This window comes from Glutamicibacter sp. 2E12 (assembly GCF_050030965.1).
GTDB lineage: Bacteria > Actinomycetota > Actinomycetes > Actinomycetales > Micrococcaceae > Glutamicibacter.
The window spans coordinates 1,020,704-1,041,998 of record NZ_CP188297.1 but is presented as its reverse complement, the minus strand read 5'-3'; the positions used below and the strand labels follow the sequence as shown (position 1 = coordinate 1,041,998).

Sequence of the window (21,295 nt, the reverse complement as noted above, 5' to 3'; positions counted from 1 at the left end):
GAATCAGGAAAGGGCGCGCACCGTCGGGAAGGGGAGCGCCGTGAAGGGCATCGCGGATGATGCCGGGCAGATGTCCTGGATGGTCAGCGGGTCCAGGGAAGCGTAGAAAGCTTCGCGAGCCTGCCGGAAGACTGCCCGCAAGCGGCAGTTGCCCGAAAGCGGGCAGTTGGATTGCGCGTCATGATCGGAGCAATCCACAATATCGGTGCGCTTGTCCAACTTGCGCAGCAGTGAGCCGAGGGAAAAATCCAGTGCTCCATCGCTCAGCTGCGCGCCGCCATTGCGGCCGCGGGTGACCTGCAGGATTCCCAGCGTGCGCAGTTCCAGGACGGCTTTGGCAACGTGGTTGTAGGGAACCCCCACGGACTCGGCGATCTGGCGGCTGGTCAGTTGCCCGGTGCCGGGCGTTGCAAGGACCATGACGGTTCGCAAGCATACGTCGGTGAAGGCACTGAGTTTCATGATTCCTACTTTACGTGGGAAAAGCATTCCGGGGTCAGCATAGTGACTATGCCGACCCCGGAATCACCAACTGCGGTCTAGAGCGCGTTGGCCCAAATGGCTTCCGCCGACTCTGCCGCTGGCTCGTCGAAGATCCATTCGCCGCCTGGCTCTGCAGGCATGGTGTACGGCTGCACGATGGCCAACGCCGCACCGACACGGTGCTCGGCCACAATGTGGATGGCGTCCTGGTCGTTTTCCTGGAGCAGCACATCCGAGGCGACGGCGATCGCCTGGAAGTGGGTGCCCTGCTGGTTCAGCACCTGCATCAGGTCCGCAACCATGGCTTCGGTGTCGATGTCGGCTTCCGGATCCTCAGGATCATCCGTTGGCGGAACAGCGATCAAGCGCAGCTCCGGCTCGTCTTCCTCTTCCTTCGGCTCCAGCGCGATCGCGAAAGGCAGGAACACACCCTGCTCTTCGAGCTGTTCGCGGGCCACGCCCAGGGCGGTGCCCAAGACCTTGTTCAGCGCGTCCTTGACGCCCTCATCCAGTTCTTCGAGGTTCATGTCTTCCCTTTGCTAGTTGGTGACGTTCTTTTCACGCACGATAGCCAGAACGGCATCGCGGATGGGCTCAATGATTTCTGCGGTCCGGCCTTCGCCGTTGAAACGCAGGAATGGTTCGGTGTTCGATGGGCGCAGATTGATCCACCAGCTGCCATCGGCCGCTGAAATGGTCGTGCCGTCCATGGTGATCACTTCTACTGGCTGGTCTTGGAAATGCGACACGACCCGGGCAGTGGCACCTGCCTTGTCCTCGACCTCTGAATTGATTTCACCGGTGGCAGCGTAGGGTTCGTATTCGGCACCCAGCTCGGAGAGCGGCAGTTCCTGCTCGCCCAAGGCGGCCAGCACATGCATGGCAGCGAGCATGCCGGTATCGGCATTGTAGAAGTCGCGGAAGTAGTAGTGGGCGGAATGCTCGCCTCCGAAGACCGCGCCCTGGGAAGCCATTTCAGCCTTGATGAAGGAGTGGCCTACGCGGGTCATCACCGGAACGCCACCGGACTTGGCGACGAATTCAGGCACCGCCTTGGAAGTGATCAAGTTGTGGATGATCACCGGGGACTCTTCGCCAGCTGCCTGCACACGGGCGATTTCGCGCACCGCGACCAGTGCGGTGATAGCCGAAGGGGACAGCGGCAGCCCGCGCTCGTCGATCACGAAGCAGCGGTCGGCATCGCCGTCGAAAGCCAGGCCGAGATCGGCCCCGTGCTCCAATACTGCGGATTGCAGGTCCTTGAGGTTTTCCGGTTCCAGCGGATTGGCCGGGTGGTTGGGGAAAGTGCCATCCAGCTCGAAATACAGCGGAACAATTTCGAGCGGCAGCTCAGCGAGCACCGTGCCCCCAAGAACTGCAGGGGTAGTCATGCCGCCCATGCCGTTACCGGCATCCACCACGATCTTCAGCGGACGAATGCCCGACAAGTCCACCAATTCTCGCAGGTATGCTGCATAGTCGGCCAGCACGTCGCGCTCGCTGATGCTGCCCTGCGGGGCGTCACCGGAGACCGGCAGTCCCTCGTCAAGGTACTGCTGGGCCAGGTCGCGAATGTCGAAAAGACCGGTAGCCGAAGAAATCGGGCGGGCGCCAGACTTGGACATCTTAATGCCGTTGTACTGGGCGGGATTGTGGCTGGCGGTGAAGACAACACCGGCGGCATTGAGCTTGCCCGATGCGAAGTACAGCTCATCGGTGGAGATCAATCCGAGCATGATCACGTTGGCGCCGCGGTAGGTGGCGCCACGAGCGAAGGCTTGGGCGAATTCTGCGGAAGACGGGCGCATGTCACCGCCAACCAGTACTTCCTTGCCGGACAGGGACAGGACGTCGACAAAGGCCGCGCCGATGGCTTCAATTGCTTCGGCATCCAGGTTCTCGCCGACTACGCCGCGTACGTCGTAGGCCTTAAAGCTCTGATTAAGATCAATTTCTTCACTCACGCCTTTCAGCCTACCGGTTTGACTGATTCAAATCATTGAGAACTAGGCGATTGCGGATGGGAAATGCCTAACATTTCAGCTATTTTCCCCTGTCGGCACCGCAGCTCGTGAGAGCTCATCCACAATTAGCGGACGCCACGGGCTAAATCGTGGGCAGGAACTGAAATACTGGAGGCATGGATGGCTCAACGCAAGTGGATCTGAAAACGCTGGCACTGCAGAAACTGCGCGCACTGGTGCAAAACCCGGACGCGCAGTTCCATGATGGCCAGTATGAAGCGATCAGCGCACTGGTGGCCGAGCGGCGCCGCGCACTGGTCGTCCAGCGTACCGGCTGGGGCAAGTCCGCCGTGTACTTCATCGCTTCCCTGCTGCTGCGAGAACAGGGCTATGGGCCAACACTGATCGTTTCCCCGCTGCTGGCATTGATGCGCGACCAGGTTGCGGCCGCGGAGCGTGCTGGGGTCCGCGCTGCGGCCATTAATTCGGCCAATGTGCTCGAATGGCGTGAAATCCTCGAAAAGCTGCAACGCAATGAGCTCGATGTGCTGCTGGTGTCCCCGGAGCGTTTGAACAATCCATCCTTCCGCGAGCAGCAGCTGCCGATGCTGATGCAGCGCTTGGGCCTGCTGGTCATCGACGAGGCGCACTGCATTTCGGACTGGGGCCACGATTTCCGCCCGGATTACCGCCGCATCCGGGACCTGATCGCTCGATTGCCTCAGGGACTCCCGGTTTTGGCGACCACTGCAACAGCGAACAGCCGAGTAGTCCAGGACGTTGCCGAACAGCTGGCCGGCGGCACCGAGGAGGTCTTCACGCTGCGCGGCACCCTGGCTCGCGACTCGCTGCGCCTAGGTGTCCTGCGTCTGGCTTCGCCGCGCATGCAGTTGGCCTGGTTGCTCAGCCACATCGAGGACTTCAAGGGCTCGGGCATTATCTATACCTTGACGGTGTCTGCGGCCGAGGATATTGCTCGCCTGCTCAAGGATGCCGGGCACGAAGTTGCTGCCTACACCGGGCGCACCGATTTGGAAGAACGCGAACGCCTTGAACAAGCGTTGAAGAATAACGAAGTGAAAGCGCTGATCGCCACGAGCGCCTTGGGAATGGGCTTTGACAAGCCAGACCTCGGTTTCGTCTTGCACATCGGTGCCCCCAGCTCGCCCGTGGCCTACTACCAGCAGGTGGGCCGTGCCGGGCGTGGGAGCATCAACGCAGATGTCCTGCTGCTGCCCGGGCCTGACGACTCGGAAATTTGGGAATACTTCGCCACCAGCTCCATGCCGGACCAGGTGCGCGCCACCCAGGTGCTCGAGGCCTTGGCCAAGACCGACGGTGCGATGAGTGTCCCGGCGCTGGAAAGCGCCGTGAACCTTCGCCGCTCGCCACTTGAGCTGTTGCTGAAGGTGCTGGCCGTGGATGGTGCGGTGGAGCGTGTTGCCGGCGGCTGGATGCGCACCGACATGCCATGGACCTATGATGCCGATCGGTACAAGCGAGTGGCGCAGAGCCGAATCCATGAACAAAACCTCATGGTCAGTTACGAGAACACTCGCGGATGCCGCATGCAGTTTCTGACCGACGCCTTGGATGATCCCCAGTCTGCTCCCTGCGGCCGGTGCGACAACTGCGCTGGCGTTTGGTTTGACGACCATATTCCTGACGATTCGAAGGACAGCGCGCAGGCGGCACTTGGACGGGTGGGAGTTCCTATTGAACCGCGCAAGCTGTACCCTTCGGGACTGGACCGGCTGGGGTACACGCTCAAGGGCAAAATCGCTATTGACGAGCAGGTGGCCACGGGCCGGGCGCTGGCTCGCCTGACCGACCTGGGGTGGGGCAACCGATTGCGCCAGCTCTTTGCTGACCCCACCGATTCCCCTATCGACAAGGCGATGTTCGATGCGTGCATCAAGGTGCTTGCCGAATGGAATTGGGAGGAACGTCCAGTGGGCGTTGTAGCCATGCCATCGAATAAGCGTCCCCAGCTGATCACCTCCCTTGCTCAGGGCCTAGCTGAGGTGGGACGGTTGCGCTACCTGGGGCAGCTCGAATATCGCGGTGCTGGACCACAGAATGGCCCGGGCGGGAATTCCGCTTTCCGTGTGGCTGCGGTTGCCGATGCTTTTGAACTTCCAACGCAGCTCGAACAGCTCATTGCCGACGCTCCAGGGCCGGTGCTGCTAGTTGATGATCTGGTTGATTCCCGGTGGTCCATGGCGATGGCTGGGCGGGCCCTGCGCATCGCCGGCGCACCGGGTGTCATGCCTTTCACTTTGGGCGTAGCCGGGTAATCGCACAGTTAAACAAAGTAGTCTGGAAGTATGGAATTTCTCATCTGGCTCGTTGTCCTCATCGCAGTGATTGCCCTGGGCTACTTCGGTCTGCAAGCGCTGCGCAAGAAGAACACTGCGCAAATCGCGCAGGCGATTTCCCGTGAAGCAGCGCAGGCGGCAAACGCGAGGCTGGATGATGCTTCACGCAATTCGGTGTACCGCAATCTGGCCAAGGGCGACGTCATGGGCGCGGTCAAGGATTTCCGCGCTGCTACTGGCGACTCGGTCAAGGATTGCGTGATTGCCGTACGCAGCCTCGACAAGTACCCGCAGACAGCCCCTGCCAAGGAATTGCCGAATGATGATGCCGAGATCAAGGCTTTGAGCGACAAACTCGAAGCTCAAGTTGAGCGCGAAGATCGTGAAGCGGCCGCCACTGCCGCAGAGGATGCCACACCAGCACCTGCCGATGACACTTGGGTTGTACCCCAGGAATGGAGCGAGCAGTTCAGTTCCCTTCAGGAACCAAGTGCTACGCACTTCAAGATGGCGTTCGAACTTGATGGCGAGAACCGCGAATTTTCCAGCGAACAACTGCCGGCAAATGAATACGACCAGCTATTCTCCATGCTGCGGGATTCCAATTTTGAAGAAGCGGCAAAGATCCTGCACGGCTATACGGATCTGCCGGTCGAAGACCTGGAGCGCATGATCGCGACGTCTCCCATGTCTGGCGCGAGCGCCAACGGCAATATTGCAGACTTCCGCTTTGAAGGCCAGGGCCCGGATGGTCCAGTGCATTTCGATGCTGCCGAACTTCCAGAAGCTGACCGCGAAGCGCTCTTCGACGCAATCGCCGATACCGATCTGGACCGGATGTCGGAAATCATTGTTCGCCACACGTCGTTGCCAGAGGATATCGTGCAGAACATGCTGCGGACCTTCGTGAAGCGCGACGACTAGTAGCGAAGAAACTGCTGTTCTGGAGTTTTTGAGAATCCCCCGAATCCACCGAAAAATCGGTGAATCCGGGGGATTTTCTGCACTCTGAATATTCTCTTCAAAAAGTGTCATATAAACGAAAAACCCCCTACCTGCGGGGCGGCTTTTTCTGCGTTACGGCTATTGCTTGCGGTACTGTTCTGCCTGCGCTTGCATGATCTGCATCTTGGTCTTGAAGTTCATGTGCATGATTACGCCGATAATGAAAAGTAACAAGCACACAGGAAGGACAAGCAGAAAAAGAATCACGACGTGCCAGCCCTGCAATCCACCTGAAAAAAGTATCAACAAGATTGTAAGAACAACAGCACCCAAGAAAATGTACAGTGCTGCGTTCATAAGAGTTTTTCCGGGAGATTTTATCTGTTCCATTATTGCTCCTAGGTATGAAATGCGAGTGAAAATACACTATTAGGATATTCAATCATCATCATAGTGAATGAGAGCTCACTATGACCTAATCTAGATCATTTACGCATAGCATTAGGTCCATTTCTGATGATCTTGCTGCCCTGTACGTGGCCGCCCTCTACCTTTGTTCCGGGTTAGCTACGGTATGCACTTTGAGAGCAATCTACTGCAGGGCGAAGCGTCGGTCTGCGACGGCAACTAGCAAGAGTACCCGACGAAAAGAAATTCAAGCCGACTTCAAAAAGGCAGCCTTAGGTTTGGACGCCTTCAGCGAGGAATTCAAGGATGCTGAAGCGGTGACACGGCAACGATATAAAGACGAGAATATTCCGATGCTTACCGCCGGAAACGTCGGAGAAGTGATCGCTTCTTCGGCTGAAGGTAATCCTTTGGCTGCAGTGGAAATAGCGAAACGAGATCTGATCTATGTGAGCCTTAGCGCCACCCTAGCAACAATTGCGAGCGTATGGTCGCTGTACCTGTAGGTGCCCCTGGGAACGTCGCCTAAATGATTTGGCCAATCTCCGATCACACTTCAGAGTCATGACAACCCCAGTTCGTTAAAGGCTTGTCCCCGTAATCTGGCCGTAGGTTTAACGCCGGATATATGTTTTTTGGGGAAACGGAAGCCCTTAGGGTCATGGATTGGGTCCATGCCCGGCGCAAAACTCGCAACCAGTCCTCGCCGAAATGAACCTTGGCGGGGCTGACCCAATTTAAGAGAAAATCGTCTAGTGCCCGAAGGGGCCGTACGCCTCAGCATCATGGCGGACCGAGGCTAAGAAAGTGCCCCACTCTGAAATAGGGTAGGGCACTTTATGCGTTAGTTATGGGCCCGATACCTTCACCACGGTCCAATCGCCAGTGGACTTTGAGAAATGCATCGTGCACGAGAAATTGCTGCGGACCATCGCACCGAATGAGTTCTGTGAATCAACTGTCATCTTCACTCGGAAATCAGTGTCGTCGTCTGGATTGTATTGGAAATTCTTATCTGAAAACTCTGCACTTGATGGAGATTTCAAGTGGGGCTCTATCGCTTCCTGACAATCGGTGTACGCCTGGTATTTGGTTGGCGAACTAGTGCCATTCAGACTTCCGAAGTATGAAATTGCAACAATCACGAGAGCAATAACACCGAACCATCCAAAGCACCCAAGCCTGAATCCCTGGCGGTTGCCTTTGCCGCTCACTTAGACTTCTGCACATTCGCCTGTGGGGACAGAAGGATGCCCGAACAACACCCAACTGGTTCCATCTTTTTCTAGCACGCTCACGTACGTCACGCCATCGAGTCCGGCAGCTGCTTCACAGATTTCGATAGCTTGCTTTGCTTCAGCGCTTCCATCCGCTGCGCGCGGATCAACGAGCGAGGTTTCAACGCTTATTCGTCCTGGCTCGGTTTCCTCGGCCTTAGTGATCGCGTCACCCGCGGTGCCGGCAGTGTCTCGAACGTCTGCAGTCACGTCCTTTGCTTCTGCAGGTGCGGCGGATTCAACGGTAGCTGGCTCTTTGGTTGGCTCAGGCTCAGCGCTGGACGAACACCCTGCCAGAAGCAAGGCCAAGACAGGGAGAAGCGCAAGTGATCGTTTCAAAATGGGTTCCTTTCACCCAAAAGCGGAGTCGGCAATGGAAGCGCCACGTGCGTGGGCGCCTTCCACCAAATGACTATATCGATCGACTGTTGTTTTTACGGATTCATGACCTAACCGCCTAGACAGCTCGTACATGTCCATTCCGTTGGCCAGCATCATCGAAGCGTGCGTGTGCCGAATATCGTGGGGACGCGGCCGGCGATCCTTCGCCACCCCAAGCCTGTCCCACGCCGGCCCCCAGACCTTGTGGTAGGCGGACGATCTGATCTGTCGGCCTTGGACTGTTTTGAACACCTGCTCGCCTTCGGCTATGCGGTCCAGGATTGGTTGCATCAACTCAACCGCGGGGCGGGGCAGCGAGACGGTTCGGCGGGCCTTCGGCGTTTTAGGTGGGCCGAGGAAGAACCTGTGGTTTCCGTCCTCCTTCCATGCCTTGGTCACGCGCACAACAGACGTACCTCCTAGGGTGGTGAAGTCTTCCTTTTGCAGTGCAGTGATTTCGCCGAATCGCAGGCCCGTGTAAAGCATCATCCTGGTCACCGGGTGGTAGTGCTCGGTCATGTGCGGGAGCATGTTCTGGAACTGGGGGAGCGGGATGATTCGCATGGGCTCTGTGATCCTGTCATCTTTGGGCAGGCGTACACCGGCGCAGGGGTTGACGGTGATCATCCGTAGCCTGATAGCGGTATCGAATGATGCTGATAGCAGGCCGCGGTGATTCGCGATGGTTTTCGCTGAGAGCCCTTTGCCTTGCATCATGCGCATCCAGTCCACGATGTGCTCTGACGTCACGAGGGTGACTTTGGTGGCGCCGAGGGAACCTGAGAAGTGCTGTTCGAGGGATCCGCGGTATCGCTTCAGCTGGTATTCGCCGACGTTGGTCAGCTGGTCTATGTGGCGTAGGAGCAGCTCGGTGACAGTGGGCCCGGACTCGATCTGGTTTGCGAGAGCTTCTCTGGCTTTCGTGGTGTTTCCGCCAGCTGCATCAATGATGCTTTGCCATTGCTTTGCATGCTTTTCGGTGTCGAAGGTTTGGGACTTGAGCGAACCGTTTGAGTACCAGCGGACGCGGTATTTGGTGTGTCCTTTTTGGCTGGTGTAGGTGTCGATGCTGGCCATGGATTCAGTATGGGGCATGGCTATGACATATTTGCCCGGCTCTATGACACAGACGCAAAAAAACCCCTAGCTGACTAGGGGTTTTATCGCGGACACGGGGGGATTTGAACCCCCGGTCGAGTTTTAGCCCGACCCTTCATTAGCAGTGAAGTCCATTCGGCCGCTCTGGCACGTGTCCATCCGCTGTTTCCAGCAGAATCTAGCCTACCCGAAGATGGGTGCGTGTTCCAAAACGAGAGAGCTAACGCACCTGTCGCCACAGGAATTCGTAGCTGGTCGCCAGCATCTTCGCGGTTGATTCGTTGTCCGTTGAACCGGCATGGCCCCCGTCCTGTGGCTCGTGGTACCGCACATTGGCAATGCCAAGATCCATCATTTTGGCTGCCATGATGCGTGCCTGCGAAGGGCCAACACGGTCATCAGAGGTCGTGGTCCAGATCAAGGAGGCAGGGTAGTCATCGGCAGGATGAGGCTGATCGGTGAGTCGATGCACGGGGGAGAAGGTCCGCAGGAACTCCCAGTCCCCGGGAACCTGCGGGTCGCCATACTCGGCAATCCAGGAATGGCCGGCTGCCAACTGGGTGTAGCGCTGCATGTCCAATAGCGGGACGCCGCAGGAAATTGCTCCGAACAAGCGCGGATAACCGGAGATCATATTGCCCATGAGCAACCCTCCGTTAGAACGCCCTGTAGCAGCCAAATGCGCGCGGGAGGTAACACGGCGAGCTACGAGGTCCTGGGCGATGGCTGCGAAATCTTCATAGGCACGATGGCGCTTTTCACGCAGGGCAGCACGATGCCAATCTGGCCCGTACTCCCCTCCACCGCGAATGTTGGTCATGACGTATACCGGCTTGCGTCCGTCATCGGTACGGCGCGATAACCAACCGGTGCCCATGGCCGCTGCATAACCAGGAGTCATGCTGTGCTGGAAACCGCCGTAGCCGTCCATCAGCACCGGGTTCTTCCCATCGTGGACCAGATCAGATGCCGCGACTTGGAAATAGGGAACCCTGGTACCGTCCGCAGAGGAGGCAAAATGCTGGGTGACTTCAAAACCGCCGGCATCAAAACGATCCGGCGATTTCTTCACGACCTTTGCTGCCGAACCAACTGTGCCGCGCAACAAGGTAGTAGGGGTAATGAATCCGGTGATGGTCATCCAATAGTCATCGCCATGCTCCGGGTCCTCATCATCAACGGCTCCCACCGAGACGCTGAGCATTGGATCCTTCAGCGGCATGTCCGACTGGCTGAAATCATCTGCCAGATCAATGATGCGCACTTGCGAAGCCACATCACACAATACGGTGAGCAGCAGATAATTGGCGGTAAAGCTCAGTGATTCCAGCGCAGTGTGCGCATCCGGGACGAAGAGAACCTTCTCGATGCTGCCGGACTCGAGGAATCTATCCAGCCGGGCGATAGCCAATGAACCCGCAGCGATCTTCTGGCCCTGGTGTTCCCAATTGGTTTGGGGAGCAAAGAGGACCCACTGCCGGTGCAGGCTGACCTGCACATCGGTTGGAACATCGATCAGATGGTGTTCCCCGTCGATGAGGACACCGGCAGTGGAATTGTAGAAGTCGATGGCATCAGTGGTGACCACGCGTTCGAATCCCGGAGTCGAATCGAAGTAGCCGAAGGCTGCGACATGTTCTCTATCGACTTGGAAGAGAATTGGCGCTTCTTCGATCTCCATGCCGCGGCTGAGCCTTCTCAAGGTATTCGCGTAGGTCGAACGGGTTGTGAACTGCTCGCTGCTGGCGGAACCGACAAGCAACGTATCGTGGTCAATCCACGAGGCTTGGGTCTTCGCAACGGGAAGGTCGAAACCGCCGGCAACGAAGCTCTTGGAGGCCAGATCGAATTCGCGAATGCGCACCTGGTCGCCGCCGTCAGGACTCAAGCGAAGCAACGCCCGCTGGTAGGCGCCACCGGCCGTTGGACGCAGGAGTGCTGAACCAGCGAAATGCCATTCGTGGCCTTCCAGCTGCGCATGCAGGTCAAGATCCAATAGGATTTCCCACTGCGGGTCGTCGCTGAGGTAGGAATTCCAAGTGGTGCGACGCCAAAGTCCAAGACGATGGGCGGAATCGCGCCAGAAGTTGTAGTAGTGATCGCCACGCTTGGTCACCATGGGAATGCGGTCTTGGGCATCCAGGACCGTTTTGATCCGCTCCGCAGTGGCATGGAACGAGTCGTCGTACAGCTCGGACTCGGTACGCTGGGTCTGATCCCGCACCCATTCGAGTGCCGTTTCGTCGTGAATTCCTTCAAGCCAGGAATACGGATCAGCGCTTGCAACCTCAGAATCATGCTCAGTCATGGCCATAGTCTATGCGTCTGGCCCATGCCCTGTTCCAAAGGTAATAACCTAGAGGAGTGAACAGCGAGAAAGCAACACCAAAGAACGAGTTCAGCCTGGCCCTTGTCGGGGCAGGCCCACGCGGCACGAGCGTGGTTGAAAGACTCGCTAACTTGGCGTTGAAACTCCCGGCCCAAGGCACCGTCCTGAAAGTTACGGTCTTTGATCCCTTCCCTCCGGGCTCCGGCCACGTGTGGAACCCGAAACAGTCGGAGCATTTCCTGATGAACACCCCTTCATCATTTCCGACAGTGGCCCCCGAACGGTTGGGCGATGAACCGGGGTTGAGCTTTCGCCAGTTCGTCGCACTGCGCGGCGATGGACGCAAGCTCACCGATGAGCATGCCAAGCTGATCGGGCAAATTGAACCCGGCTCCTATCCGTCACGCGCAATCTATGGCGAGTACCTCGAGCACGTGTATGAGCGCAGCGCAGCGATATTTGCCACCCACGAGAATTTCAGCATCGAACATGTAGCCGCAGAAGTCGTTGCGGTCCGCCCCGTCGGCAACGCCTATCAGATCGATTTCCGCAGTAACCTGGAGGGTGCCGAAACCCGTCAGCTGGCCGCTGACGCTGTGGTGCTGGCCTTGGGCCACCAGCCGGCAGAACTGAACCCATGGCAGAAGCAGCTCAAGGAAGCTGCCTCCCAAGCCGGGGCCACCTACCTGCCACCGAATGTTCCAGCGGACCTCGACTACTCCCAGTTCAAGGAGGGCCAGCCTGCGTTGATCCGCGGGTTGGGCTTGAATTTCTTTGACGGCATGGCCGAGCTGACGGCAGGCCGCGGCGGGATTTTCCGTGAGGCCAGCACCGAGCCGGGGCATCGCCTGCAGTACATCGGCTCAGGCCGGGAGCCGGCACTGATCGTAGCTTCGCGCCGAGGTACCCCCTACTGGGGCAAGCCAGTAGTGGAGCAGTTCATTCCTGATGAAATTGAACTACGCTACTTCGACGCTCCGGAACTCATCGGGCGCCTTGCCGAAGCACGCGCCACCAACCCTGCCTCCTCCTTGGTGTTCTCACGCCATATTTGGCCCAAACTGCACCGGGACATCTTGTTCGCCTACTACAGCACCTGCGCTCGCGCGCATGGTGCCCCGGAAGGTCTCGATGAGCGAGAATTCGTTGATCAGCTCGAAGCGATCCTCTCTGCGGAGCACCATGAAGGAAGCCAAGTGTGGCTTAGCGAACTGCGCAAGTTCGTCGGGCAGTTCCCGCAATTGCAGTGGCTCGATGTGCCAAAGCTGGCAAGGCCATTTGAAGAACTCGGGTTCAGCTCCGATGAGCAATACCAGCAGGCAGTACGCGACTACCTCGTGGGCAATGCCCGGCACAGCACCGGCGGGCTAGAAGACCCGTTGTCATGCGCCATCATGACGATGAATGCCGGACGCATGCTGGTCAAGGAGCTGATTGCTTCCGGCGTGATCGACGAGCAGTCGCGCATTGAAGAAATCCAAGCGCACTTCGAGCCACTGGTCGAAGGACTGTCCTCAGGCCCGCCGCTGGAACGCATTGAACAGCTGCTGGCGCTTTCGCGCGCCGGGATAGTAACCTTCCTTGGTCCGGACCCGGAGTTCGGCTTCGACGAGGTTTCCGAGCAATTCACCGCATCCTCGCCCTGGGTAGATGCGGAGGTGCACACTGCGAAGACCATGTGCGAAGCGATGATGCCCAGTAACCGCGTGCTGCAAAATAACGCGGCGCTGATAAAGCAGCTCTTGGGAGATCACGTAGCGCGCGTGCACACTTGGAAGAACACGGAAGGCGAAAGCCTGCCTGGATCCGGTTTCGACGTGGTCGGTGAACCATACCGTCTGGTCAACAGCGATGGGCTGGCGCACCGCGGGCTATTCGTGCTGGGATTGCAATTGTCATCAGCGCAGTGGGGGACCGCTATTGCCGCGCAAGCGGGCGACCTGCGCCACCCCGCGGCCCGAACCTTGCAAGACGCAGCCAACGTAGTGAACGAAGTGGCTCGCCTGGCGGGGCTGATCGCCAACGAAAGATTAAGCGCGGAGCAGCACTAAGCAGTTTGGCGGGCTGATCCATGGATCAGCCCGCCAAACTCGAAAAGCGCGGATGGTATGGGATTTGAACCCATGAGACGGGGTTGCCGCCTACTGGTTTTCAAGACCAGCTCCTTCGGCCGCTCGGACAACCATCCAACCCGAAAAAGTATACGGCATGAACCCCTGTTGAAAGGAATTGAAGGCTATGAACGACGTTATGAACGCCTATATCTACAACCGTGCCGGTGGGCCAGAAGTCCTTGAACTGGTCCAACGGCCAATGCCGGTCCCCGCAGCTGGGGAAGTGCTGGTCAAGGTCGAGGCCTTCGGACTGAACCGCGCGGATGTGCAGCAGCGCAAGGGAGTGTATCCGCCACCTCCCGGAGCCAGCGATATCCCCGGGCTGGAAGTCTCGGGCAGCATCGTGGAGATCGGCGATGGCGTCAGCGGATGGAAACCCGGAGCGCGAGTTGCCGCCCTGCTCGCTGCTGGCGGGTATGCGCAGTACGTCAATGTTCCGGCAGAACTGCTCATCGAAATCCCTGGAACGGTTTCGAGCATCGAAGCCGCCGGGTTGCCGGAAGTCGCCGCCACCGTGGTCTCCAACCTCTTCATCGAAGGCGGACTGGGCCAAGACCAGGCGTTGTTGATCCATGGCGGGGCCGGCGGCATCGGCTCCATGGCCATACAGCTCGCCAAAGCCGCTGGCGCCCGCGTCATCGTCACCGCTTCCTCGGCAGAGAAATTGGACTACTGCCGTACCCTCGGCGCCGACGAGGGGATCAACTACCGGGAAGGGCACTTTTCTGCACGCGTCAAGGAACTGACCGACGCCAGGGGCGTGGATCTGATCCTGGATGTCGTGGGCGCCAAATACCTGGGGGAGAACGTCAAGGCGCTCGCCGTCGGCGGACGGATGGTAGTCATCGGACTGCAAGGCGGAGCCAAGGGAGAACTGAACTTGGGGCTGCTGATGAGCAAGCGGGCGCGGATCATCGGCACAACTTTGCGTTCCCGCCCGCTGCATGAGAAGGCGGAGATCGTTCGCCAGACCATTACCCGCGTGATGCCGCTGCTGGAACAGGGGAAACTGGCACTGAACGTCACCAAGGCCTTTGGATTCCCGGAGCTGGCCGCTGCCCACGAATACTTCGATTCCGGTGAACATACGGGAAAAGTTGTCATAGAGGTTTAAAGCAGCGGGAAACCAGTTGTAAGGTGACTCAGTAGTCATTAATGCGTGACTAGCCTAATAACCGCTGGTCGCGCACATCACTTGCACTGTTCCTAGGAGGTTGCTCGATTTGAGTACCCAAAATACCTTGCCACCAGCGGGTGTCGATCCTGAGGTTGCCGAACGCGAAGAAAAGCGTTGGACCCCCGCCAAGATCGCCATCTGGGTTGCCATCGCGCTGGTCGGCGGAATCGCATGGTCGATTCTCGCCTTCTCGCGCGGGGAAACCATCAATGCCATCTGGTTCGTCTTCGCCGCTGTTGCGACCTACCTGATTGCCTACCGCTTCTATTCGAAGTTCATCGAGCGCAAGATCGCCAAACCGGATGATTTCCGGGCCACCCCGGCCGAATCGGTCAATAACGGCCGTGACTTCGTTCCCACCGATCGCCGCGTGCTCTTCGGCCACCACTTCGCCGCCATCGCAGGCGCCGGTCCGCTGGTTGGACCGATCCTCGCAGCGCAGATGGGCTATTTGCCTGGCACCATCTGGATTATCGTGGGCGTGGTGCTGGCCGGAGCGGTCCAGGACTATCTCGTCATGTTCTTCTCCATGCGCCGTGGCGGACGCTCGCTGGGCCAGATGGCCCGCGAAGAGCTGGGCCTGATCGGCGGCACCGCTGCCCTGATCGCCACCCTGGCTATCATGATCATCATTACCGCCATCTTGGCGCTGGTGGTCGTCAATGCACTGGGCGAGTCCGCGTGGGGTGTCTACTCGGTGGGCCTGACCATCCCTATCGCCTTGTTCATGGGCATCTACCTGCGGTTCATCCGCCCGGGCAAGGTCCTGGAAATCTCCATCATCGGCTTCGTGCTGCTGATGTTCGCGATCATCTCCGGCCGCTGGATTGCCGAGTCTGCGTGGGGTGCCGAGTTCTTCCACCTGGATCGCACCACCATCGCCTGGGCCATCATCATCTACGGCATCATCGCCGCGGTGCTCCCGGTATGGCTGCTGCTGGCTCCTCGCGACTACCTGTCGACTTTCATGAAGATCGGCGTCATCGGCCTGCTGGCCGTGGCGATCATCGTCGTCCGCCCGGAAATCGATGTTCCGGCCTTCTCCGAGTTCGCTGGCCGTGCCGATGGCCCGGTCGTTGCCGGGCACATCTTCCCATTCCTGTTCGTGACCATTGCCTGCGGTGCGCTGTCGGGCTTCCACGCACTGATCGCCTCGGGCACCACCCCGAAGCTGGTCGAGAAGGAAAAGCAAACCCGCTTCCTGGGCTACGGCGGCATGCTCATGGAGTCCATGGTCGCCATCATGGCGCTGGTTGCAGCGATTTCCATCGACCGCGGCATCTACTTCGCGATGAACTCCTCGGCTGCCGCTACCGGTGGCACGGTGGAAACCGCGGCGGCATTCGTGAACTCGCTGGGTTTGGCCGGCGTTAGCCTGGATCCAAACCAGCTGACCGAACTTGCCAATAACGTGGGCGAGAGCTCGGTTGTCTCGCGTACCGGTGGCGCTCCGACCCTGGCTGTGGGCATTGCGCACATCATGCACCAGTGGTTCGGCGGCACCGCGATGATGGGCTTCTGGTACCACTTCGCGATCATGTTCGAGGCACTGTTCATCCTGACCGCGGTTGACGCCGGTACCCGTGTTGCGCGCTTCATGCTGCAGGACACCATCGGCAACTTCTTCCCGAAGTTCAAGGACACCTCGTGGCGTCCGGGCGTGTGGCTGTGCACGTTGATCATGGTTGCCGGCTGGGGCTACATCCTGATCCTCGGCGTGACAGATCCCCTGGGCGGCATCAACACCTTCTTCCCGCTGTTCGGCATCGCCAATCAGCTGCTGGCTGCGATAGCGCTGGCCGTGGTGATGACCATCATCGCCAAGCAGAACAACTTCAAGTACCTGTGGGTCGTGGCTCTGCCGCTGGCCTTCACCGTGGTGATCACCTTCGTCGCGAGCTGGCAGAAGATCTTCTCCGCAGACACCAAAGTGGGCTACTTCGCCAACCACAACGCCTACAAGGAAGCTCTGGCCAATGGCGAGACTTCCCTCGGCTCGGCGGGCAGCGTCGAAGCCATGGAGGCCGTGGTCCGCAACACCGGTGTCCAGGGCTGGCTGTCCGTGGTCTTCCTGGTGCTGACCGCCATCGTGCTGGTATCGGCTGTTGTCGCAACCGCCAAGGCCAAGCAGAGCGGTGGTGGCAACAGCACCGAGGATCCTGCCGTGCCATCGAAGATGTACGCGCCCGCCGGCTTGATCTCGTCGCCTGCCGAAAAGGAACTTGAGAAGGCTTGGAAGCAAATCCCTGCCGAAGCCCAAGTCCAGCGAGGCGGCCACTAGCCATGGCGACGCTGTTGGAACGCCTGGGGCAAGCCAAGAAGTTTGTCGACGGGGTGCTCGGGGCCGACAAGTACCAGCACTACCTGGAACACCACGAACGCAATCATCCTGGCGCCAAGCCAATGACCGAGCGCGAATTCTGGAAGGACTACACCGACTGGCAGGAAAAGAATCCTGAAGGGCGTTGCTGCTGAACGCGACTGGTACCGGCCGTGAGAACCATTGGCGAAAGCGGATGGGGCTCGCGGCCGGTTTCGTTTTATGTCGACCCCGCTGCCGGGAACACTGCGGTGATCCCGGTAGGCTAGAACCAGTAATTCATCGGAATCCACCGGCAGAGAAGTGTAATGGCGTTCTTTTCACGACTGCGCGCTGAGCGTGCTGCTGCTCGCGAACTTGGCGAGGGCGTCTGGCGTCGCGCCCATGACCGTTTCCAGCGGTCATTGGACCGGGTCTTCCAGGTGGTAGAGGGCATCAACGATGACCAGGTTTACAACCAGCTGGTCCGAGAAGCCAATGAGATGACTGTGCTGTTGCCGACCGTGCGCCAGCTTTGCTGTGCGGCGCATCGGATCACCCCGAGCAATGACGACACGATCCCGCAGCTGACCTCTGCGGCGCATCGTTCGCTGACTAAGGCCGCCAACGATTTGGCGACGACCGCACAGGTCGTAGCGATGATGCGCATGCAGGCCGAAGCCGGCAAACCGATCGATATCGAAGCCGTGCGCCATCGTGCCACGCTGGTGAAAGAAGACGTCAGCCGGGCCGTGCAATTGCTCGCTTCCAGCGAATAATTGGGTTTTCCCGATCGCTCGCGTGGTGTTCCACCGCGCAGGGCGCATCAGTGGACTAAATTAGTTGCATGACCCAAACAATTCCTGAACTGAAGTTCCTTGACGGAAACACCATCGACCAGCTTGGCTACGGCGTCTGGAAGGTCGCCGACGAGGACGCGGAAGCAGTTGTTGGCCAGGCCATCGACGCCGGCTACCGCCACATCGACACCGCACGCATCTATGGCAACGAAGCTGGCGTCGGCCGCGCAGTTGCAGCCAGCACCGTGCCACGCGAAGACCTCTTCATCACCACCAAGGTCTGGAACTCGGACCAGGGTTTCGAGAAGACCCTCGCCGCAGCGGATGCCTCGCTGGAACGGCTCGGCCTGGAATACGTCGACCTGTACCTGATCCACTGGCTGCAGCCCAAGCGCGGCACCTACGTGGATACGTGGAAGGCACTGATCCAGCTGCAGAAGGACGGCAAGGCCAAGTCCATCGGCGTTTGCAACTTCACCAAGGAAGCACTGGAAGAGCTCTACACCGAAACCGGCGTCCGCCCGGTGATCAACCAGGTCGAAACCCATCCGTACTTCCCGCAGGGCGAGCTGCGCGCCTACGAGGCCGAGCACGGCATCCTGCACCAGTCCTGGTCCCCGCTGGGCCACGGCGGCGAACTGCTCAGCGACCCAGTGCTGGTGGGGATCGCCAAGAAGCATGAAGCATCGGTGGCGCAGGTAGTCATCGCGTGGCATCTGGCGGTAGGCAACGTGGTCATCCCGAAGTCGACCACCGAATCGCGCATCGTCGAGAACTTCGAATCGCTGAACGTGAAGCTGGACGAAGAAGATCTGGCTGCCATCGCTACCCTGGACCGCGGAGCGGAAGGCCGTATCTCGGCTGACCCGGCAACCGCCGACTTCGAGTAAAGAACCTAGGCAGAACAGAAGGCTGCCGGTTTCTTCCGAAACCGGGAGCCTTCTGCCGCAACTGCCTTGTGCCTGGCCTCTAGCAGTCCAGTACGGTTGGTCCAGCGAACAGCGTATCGACGCCTTCGGCGTACAGAACCGAGTCAGGAGCTCGATCAGCGAGAGTGGCGAAACCGGCGGCACGCAGCAGGCCATCGTCGAATTCAACGAGTTGTGCAGGTTGCAGCGGCCACGGTTCATGGTGGTTCCGGCAGTGCAAGGTGCGCCCAAGATGCCGCTGGTGGAACGCCCACTGTGCCGATAGCGCGATGGCGGTCTGCGAACCCGGGGTAATTGGATCGGCACTGGCAGAAGCTTCTACCGGACGCACGACGATGCGGGAACGTGCGCTCGGATTTCCGATGCGCCGTGTTGCATAGCTGATCGTGCCGGCCTTCTTCAGGATCTTCATGGACGACCACTGGTACTTCAACCCGAAGACTGCCCGCGCCATGAGCACAGGTAGCAGGCGTGATGCTTCAAGGTTCAGGAATACCACTGCGCGGCGTCCTTGATTGTCAACGGAATAGAGGCGCACATTGATCTCCGGGAAGTCACCCAACCACGGAATCGCAGGACCGGAGAAGAACGCACTGCGCGACATCTGGAAAGCGACGAGGCCCACCCAAGCGCTGCCGTCGACAATATCTGGCCGGCATCCTTCGGGCATGTACGGCGCCACCTCATCCGGGCTAACCCGCCAATGCAGGAACGCTACTTCGCTCCACCGTTGGCGCATGATCGCGTTGCCGCCTAGCGATGGCGGTTCAGGGGAGTACTGCAAGGATTGCATCAGTTTGGAATTCCTTGGAAATTGCTGTCGAAGGCTTATACCGCTATTGCCGGTCGCGAACCGGGATCGATGATCTGCTGATCGCGGAGTGAAGAATCGTTTGCCGGCTCTGGCCTAATTGAATATCCAAAAGCGCCGTTGGGCAAGATGCGGGATAAGAATGGACTGCGTGGGAATCGAAGACCCCGGGACCAGTCATGAAAATCCATTGAAAATTGCGAAAACCCCGGAATCATGCGGCAAGCGCGATTCCGGGGTTTTCTTCACAACGAGCCCCCTGCCGGATTTGAACCGGCGACCTGCTCTTTACGAGGGAGCTGCTCTACCCCTGAGCTAAGGAGGCCTGTACCTGCAAACAGGCACCACGTCACTTTATCCGAGGAATTGTCTGAACGTCAAAACGGCGACGACATCATCAAGCCCAATCAGCACCGGGTGCCGGCTTCGGGGACTTTGCCGTCAATCAGGTACTCATCCACCGCTTTGGTAATGCATTCATTGGAGCGTCCATATGCGGTGTGGCCATGGCCTTCATAGGTCAGCAGGGTCGCGTTATCCAGCTGCTGCGCCAATGCCTCAGACCATGCGTAGGGGGTAGCTGGATCGCCGACGGTGCCAATGACGAGGATCTCATTCGAGCCTTCCGCGTCGAGGACCTCAGGCTTGCCAGTGGCGTCGTGGTCCCAGGCCTCGCAGGTGATGCCGCCGTAGGCGAGATACTTGCCCAAGGTCGGGGCCGCACGCATCAACTCTGTTGCTTCGGCCTGCATCGCTTCTGGACTGGCGTCCATTGGACGGTCCAGGCAATTGATGGCGGTGAAAGCATCGGTGGAATTCGATGCATACGTGCCGTCGCCCTCGCGGTCCGCCGAGAGATCCGCGAAGCCGAGGATCATATCCACATCCGCGTCGTTGACGGCAGCGTTCGTCGCATCGGTCAAAATGGGCCAGCTGGAATCGTCATACAGCGGCAAGATGAAGCCGTTGATGAAGTCGATGATCGGCACTGCACGCCCGTCGCTGGCAGTCATTGGTTCGTTCTCCACCTGCGCAAAGAACTGCTGCAGCTGCACCTTGGCCTCTTCAACGGTTCCAGTGAACGGGCACTCACCGCTTTCAAGGCAATTGGCGAGCCACGCGTCGATCTCCTTCTCGAAGCCAACGGCCTGGGCCAAGGTGAGGTCCGAAGCTGTGCTGGTTGGATCCATGGCGCCATCGAGTACGAAGCGACCCACATTCCGAGGGAACAAATCAGCGTAGGTTGCTCCGAGGAAGGTTCCATAGGAGAAACCGAGGTAGTCCAGCTGTGCATCACCGAGCACAGCACGGATCACGTCCATGTCCTTCGCTGCCGAAACGGTATCGACGTGGCCTAGGAGATTGCCGGTATTGGACGCGCAGTCATCTGCGTAGTCCTCGGTATCCTCGACAATTTCGTCCTGGTCTTCAGGAACCCAAGCCCGCAGGTTTTCCTGGCGTCCCTCATCGGTCTCGGCACCGCTTTGGCAGGTGACCGGGGAGCTTTCTCCCACGCCTCGCGGATCGAATCCGATGACGTTGTAGGCGCGCTGCAGGACAGCGCTGAACATGCCTGGTACCGAGGACGCCACCAGATCCAGGCCGGATCCGCCTGGGCCGCCGGGGTTTACCAGCAGATTGCCTGTCGCTCCGTCCACTGCGCGGCGGTTCAACGCCAGATCAATGCTCTCGCCTTCGGGATCGGCATAGTCCAGCGGAACCTCTATGGTGGCGCATTCGATGATGCTGCCGCATTCTTCCCAATCGAGGTCTTGGCTGTAGAAGGATTCCAATCCTTGCGGCGTACTGGCGTTGGGCGCGGACTGCGACGCATCCGATGCGCCGGACTGCGAATCCGCTGTAGTGGAAGAGCAGCCGGCCAGGGTCAAAGCCAGAGCGGTCCCCACTGCGGCCAAGCGCATCATCGGTGAGCGTGCAGGCACTTTTAGTGTCTCCTTGTGA

18 protein-coding genes and 3 tRNA genes are annotated in these 21,295 nt (G+C 59.0%); 9 read left to right on the top strand and 12 right to left on the bottom strand.

Features of this window, described 5'->3' with window-relative positions; genetic code table 11:
- Positions 1-3: 3 nt before the first annotated feature.
- From ACP3TE_RS04750 to ACP3TE_RS04740, 3 genes are all read right to left on the bottom strand, one after another.
- The gene (locus ACP3TE_RS04750; protein WP_332594999.1) at positions 4-462 is read right to left on the bottom strand and encodes an RrF2 family transcriptional regulator; all 459 of its coding nucleotides are present in this window, start codon (positions 460-462) and stop codon (positions 4-6) included.
- Between the two features lie 77 nt (positions 463-539).
- Positions 540-1,010, bottom strand: a complete 471-nt coding sequence (locus tag ACP3TE_RS04745; protein WP_105658802.1) for a hypothetical protein — start codon at positions 1,008-1,010, stop codon at positions 540-542.
- A 12-nt stretch (positions 1,011-1,022) separates the two neighbouring features.
- Positions 1,023-2,456, bottom strand: coding sequence for a phosphomannomutase/phosphoglucomutase (locus ACP3TE_RS04740; RefSeq protein ID WP_166650881.1), 1,434 nt, complete (start codon positions 2,454-2,456; stop codon positions 1,023-1,025).
- Positions 2,457-2,623: 167 nt separating this feature from the next.
- Between ACP3TE_RS04740 and ACP3TE_RS04735 the strand changes: the two genes are divergently transcribed.
- Together ACP3TE_RS04735 and ACP3TE_RS04730 are read left to right on the top strand one after the other, a co-directional pair.
- Complete coding sequence (locus tag ACP3TE_RS04735; protein ID WP_332498832.1) at positions 2,624-4,744, top strand: RecQ family ATP-dependent DNA helicase; 2,121 nt, start codon at positions 2,624-2,626, stop codon at positions 4,742-4,744.
- Positions 4,745-4,774: 30 nt separating this feature from the next.
- A complete protein-coding gene (locus tag ACP3TE_RS04730; RefSeq protein WP_426735547.1) occupies positions 4,775-5,689 on the top strand; it encodes a hypothetical protein in 915 nt (304 codons plus the stop codon).
- A gap of 159 nt (positions 5,690-5,848) precedes the next feature.
- Here ACP3TE_RS04730 and ACP3TE_RS04725 read toward each other — a convergent pair whose 3' ends face one another.
- Positions 5,849-6,100 carry a hypothetical protein gene (locus ACP3TE_RS04725; RefSeq protein WP_426735545.1) on the bottom strand — a complete coding sequence of 84 codons (252 nt, stop codon included), beginning with the start codon at positions 6,098-6,100 and terminating at the stop codon, positions 5,849-5,851.
- Positions 6,101-6,396: 296 nt separating this feature from the next.
- Between ACP3TE_RS04725 and ACP3TE_RS04720 the strand changes: the two genes are divergently transcribed.
- Complete coding sequence (locus ACP3TE_RS04720; protein ID WP_426735544.1) at positions 6,397-6,624, top strand: hypothetical protein; 228 nt, start codon at positions 6,397-6,399, stop codon at positions 6,622-6,624.
- Positions 6,625-7,332: 708 nt separating this feature from the next.
- Here ACP3TE_RS04720 and ACP3TE_RS04715 read toward each other — a convergent pair.
- The 4 genes from ACP3TE_RS04715 to ACP3TE_RS04700 form a co-directional block, all read right to left on the bottom strand.
- On the bottom strand, positions 7,333-7,605 hold the full coding sequence (locus ACP3TE_RS04715) for a hypothetical protein (protein WP_426735542.1): 273 nt from the start codon (positions 7,603-7,605) through the stop codon (positions 7,333-7,335).
- A 141-nt stretch (positions 7,606-7,746) separates the two neighbouring features.
- Positions 7,747-8,853, bottom strand: a complete 1,107-nt coding sequence (locus tag ACP3TE_RS04710; protein ID WP_426735540.1) for a tyrosine-type recombinase/integrase — start codon at positions 8,851-8,853, stop codon at positions 7,747-7,749.
- Positions 8,854-8,942: 89 nt separating this feature from the next.
- Positions 8,943-9,031, bottom strand: a tRNA-Ser gene (locus ACP3TE_RS04705).
- A 63-nt stretch (positions 9,032-9,094) separates the two neighbouring features.
- Positions 9,095-11,182 (bottom strand): prolyl oligopeptidase family serine peptidase, encoded by a 2,088-nt coding sequence (locus ACP3TE_RS04700; RefSeq protein ID WP_426735538.1) that lies wholly within the window; start codon positions 11,180-11,182, stop codon positions 9,095-9,097.
- A gap of 56 nt (positions 11,183-11,238) precedes the next feature.
- Here ACP3TE_RS04700 and ACP3TE_RS04695 point away from each other — a divergent pair, with 56 nt between their 5' ends.
- Positions 11,239-13,254 (top strand): FAD/NAD(P)-binding protein, encoded by a 2,016-nt coding sequence (locus tag ACP3TE_RS04695; protein WP_426735536.1) that lies wholly within the window; start codon positions 11,239-11,241, stop codon positions 13,252-13,254.
- A gap of 49 nt (positions 13,255-13,303) precedes the next feature.
- Here the strand turns inward: ACP3TE_RS04695 and ACP3TE_RS04690 are convergent.
- Positions 13,304-13,391: transfer RNA gene (locus ACP3TE_RS04690), tRNA-Ser, on the bottom strand.
- Positions 13,392-13,453: 62 nt separating this feature from the next.
- On the opposite strand from ACP3TE_RS04690, the gene ACP3TE_RS04685 reads away from it, so the two are divergent.
- From ACP3TE_RS04685 to ACP3TE_RS04665, 5 genes are all read left to right on the top strand, one after another.
- Positions 13,454-14,431 (top strand): NAD(P)H-quinone oxidoreductase, encoded by a 978-nt coding sequence (locus tag ACP3TE_RS04685; protein ID WP_426736199.1) that lies wholly within the window; start codon positions 13,454-13,456, stop codon positions 14,429-14,431.
- A gap of 109 nt (positions 14,432-14,540) precedes the next feature.
- The gene (locus ACP3TE_RS04680) at positions 14,541-16,775 is read left to right on the top strand and encodes a carbon starvation CstA family protein (RefSeq protein ID WP_388024215.1); all 2,235 of its coding nucleotides are present in this window, start codon (positions 14,541-14,543) and stop codon (positions 16,773-16,775) included.
- A 2-nt stretch (positions 16,776-16,777) separates the two neighbouring features.
- Positions 16,778-16,969, top strand: coding sequence for a YbdD/YjiX family protein (locus ACP3TE_RS04675; RefSeq protein ID WP_073707480.1), 192 nt, complete (start codon positions 16,778-16,780; stop codon positions 16,967-16,969).
- A gap of 153 nt (positions 16,970-17,122) precedes the next feature.
- Positions 17,123-17,572, top strand: a complete 450-nt coding sequence (locus tag ACP3TE_RS04670) for a hypothetical protein (protein WP_426735534.1) — start codon at positions 17,123-17,125, stop codon at positions 17,570-17,572.
- Between the two features lie 68 nt (positions 17,573-17,640).
- Positions 17,641-18,483, top strand: a complete 843-nt coding sequence (locus ACP3TE_RS04665; RefSeq protein ID WP_133835068.1) for an aldo/keto reductase — start codon at positions 17,641-17,643, stop codon at positions 18,481-18,483.
- Between the two features lie 79 nt (positions 18,484-18,562).
- Here the strand turns inward: ACP3TE_RS04665 and ACP3TE_RS04660 are convergent, their stop codons facing one another.
- The 3 genes from ACP3TE_RS04660 to ACP3TE_RS04650 form a co-directional block, all read right to left on the bottom strand.
- On the bottom strand, positions 18,563-19,315 hold the full coding sequence (locus tag ACP3TE_RS04660) for a YqjF family protein (protein ID WP_133835067.1): 753 nt from the start codon (positions 19,313-19,315) through the stop codon (positions 18,563-18,565).
- A 271-nt stretch (positions 19,316-19,586) separates the two neighbouring features.
- Positions 19,587-19,658: transfer RNA gene (locus ACP3TE_RS04655), tRNA-Thr, on the bottom strand.
- Between the two features lie 82 nt (positions 19,659-19,740).
- Positions 19,741-21,276: an alpha/beta hydrolase gene (locus tag ACP3TE_RS04650; protein WP_426735532.1), complete on the bottom strand. Its 1,536-nt coding sequence runs from the start codon at positions 21,274-21,276 to the stop codon at positions 19,741-19,743.
- Positions 21,277-21,295 lie beyond the last annotated feature (19 nt).

Coding starts and splice junctions, on each gene's coding strand:
- ACP3TE_RS04665 (WP_133835068.1), top strand. CDS start 17,641: ATGACCCAAACAATTCCTGAACTGAAGTTCCTTGACGGAAACACCATC.
- ACP3TE_RS04685 (WP_426736199.1), top strand. CDS start 13,454: ATGAACGCCTATATCTACAACCGTGCCGGTGGGCCAGAAGTCCTTGAA.
- ACP3TE_RS04745 (WP_105658802.1), bottom strand. CDS start 1,010: ATGAACCTCGAAGAACTGGATGAGGGCGTCAAGGACGCGCTGAACAAG.
- ACP3TE_RS04730 (WP_426735547.1), top strand. CDS start 4,775: ATGGAATTTCTCATCTGGCTCGTTGTCCTCATCGCAGTGATTGCCCTG.
- ACP3TE_RS04670 (WP_426735534.1), top strand. CDS start 17,123: ATGGCGTTCTTTTCACGACTGCGCGCTGAGCGTGCTGCTGCTCGCGAA.
- ACP3TE_RS04735 (WP_332498832.1), top strand. CDS start 2,624: ATGGATGGCTCAACGCAAGTGGATCTGAAAACGCTGGCACTGCAGAAA.
- ACP3TE_RS04660 (WP_133835067.1), bottom strand. CDS start 19,315: ATGCAATCCTTGCAGTACTCCCCTGAACCGCCATCGCTAGGCGGCAAC.
- ACP3TE_RS04725 (WP_426735545.1), bottom strand. CDS start 6,100: ATGGAACAGATAAAATCTCCCGGAAAAACTCTTATGAACGCAGCACTG.
- ACP3TE_RS04750 (WP_332594999.1), bottom strand. CDS start 462: ATGAAACTCAGTGCCTTCACCGACGTATGCTTGCGAACCGTCATGGTC.
- ACP3TE_RS04710 (WP_426735540.1), bottom strand. CDS start 8,853: ATGGCCAGCATCGACACCTACACCAGCCAAAAAGGACACACCAAATAC.
- ACP3TE_RS04700 (WP_426735538.1), bottom strand. CDS start 11,182: ATGACTGAGCATGATTCTGAGGTTGCAAGCGCTGATCCGTATTCCTGG.
- ACP3TE_RS04675 (WP_073707480.1), top strand. CDS start 16,778: ATGGCGACGCTGTTGGAACGCCTGGGGCAAGCCAAGAAGTTTGTCGAC.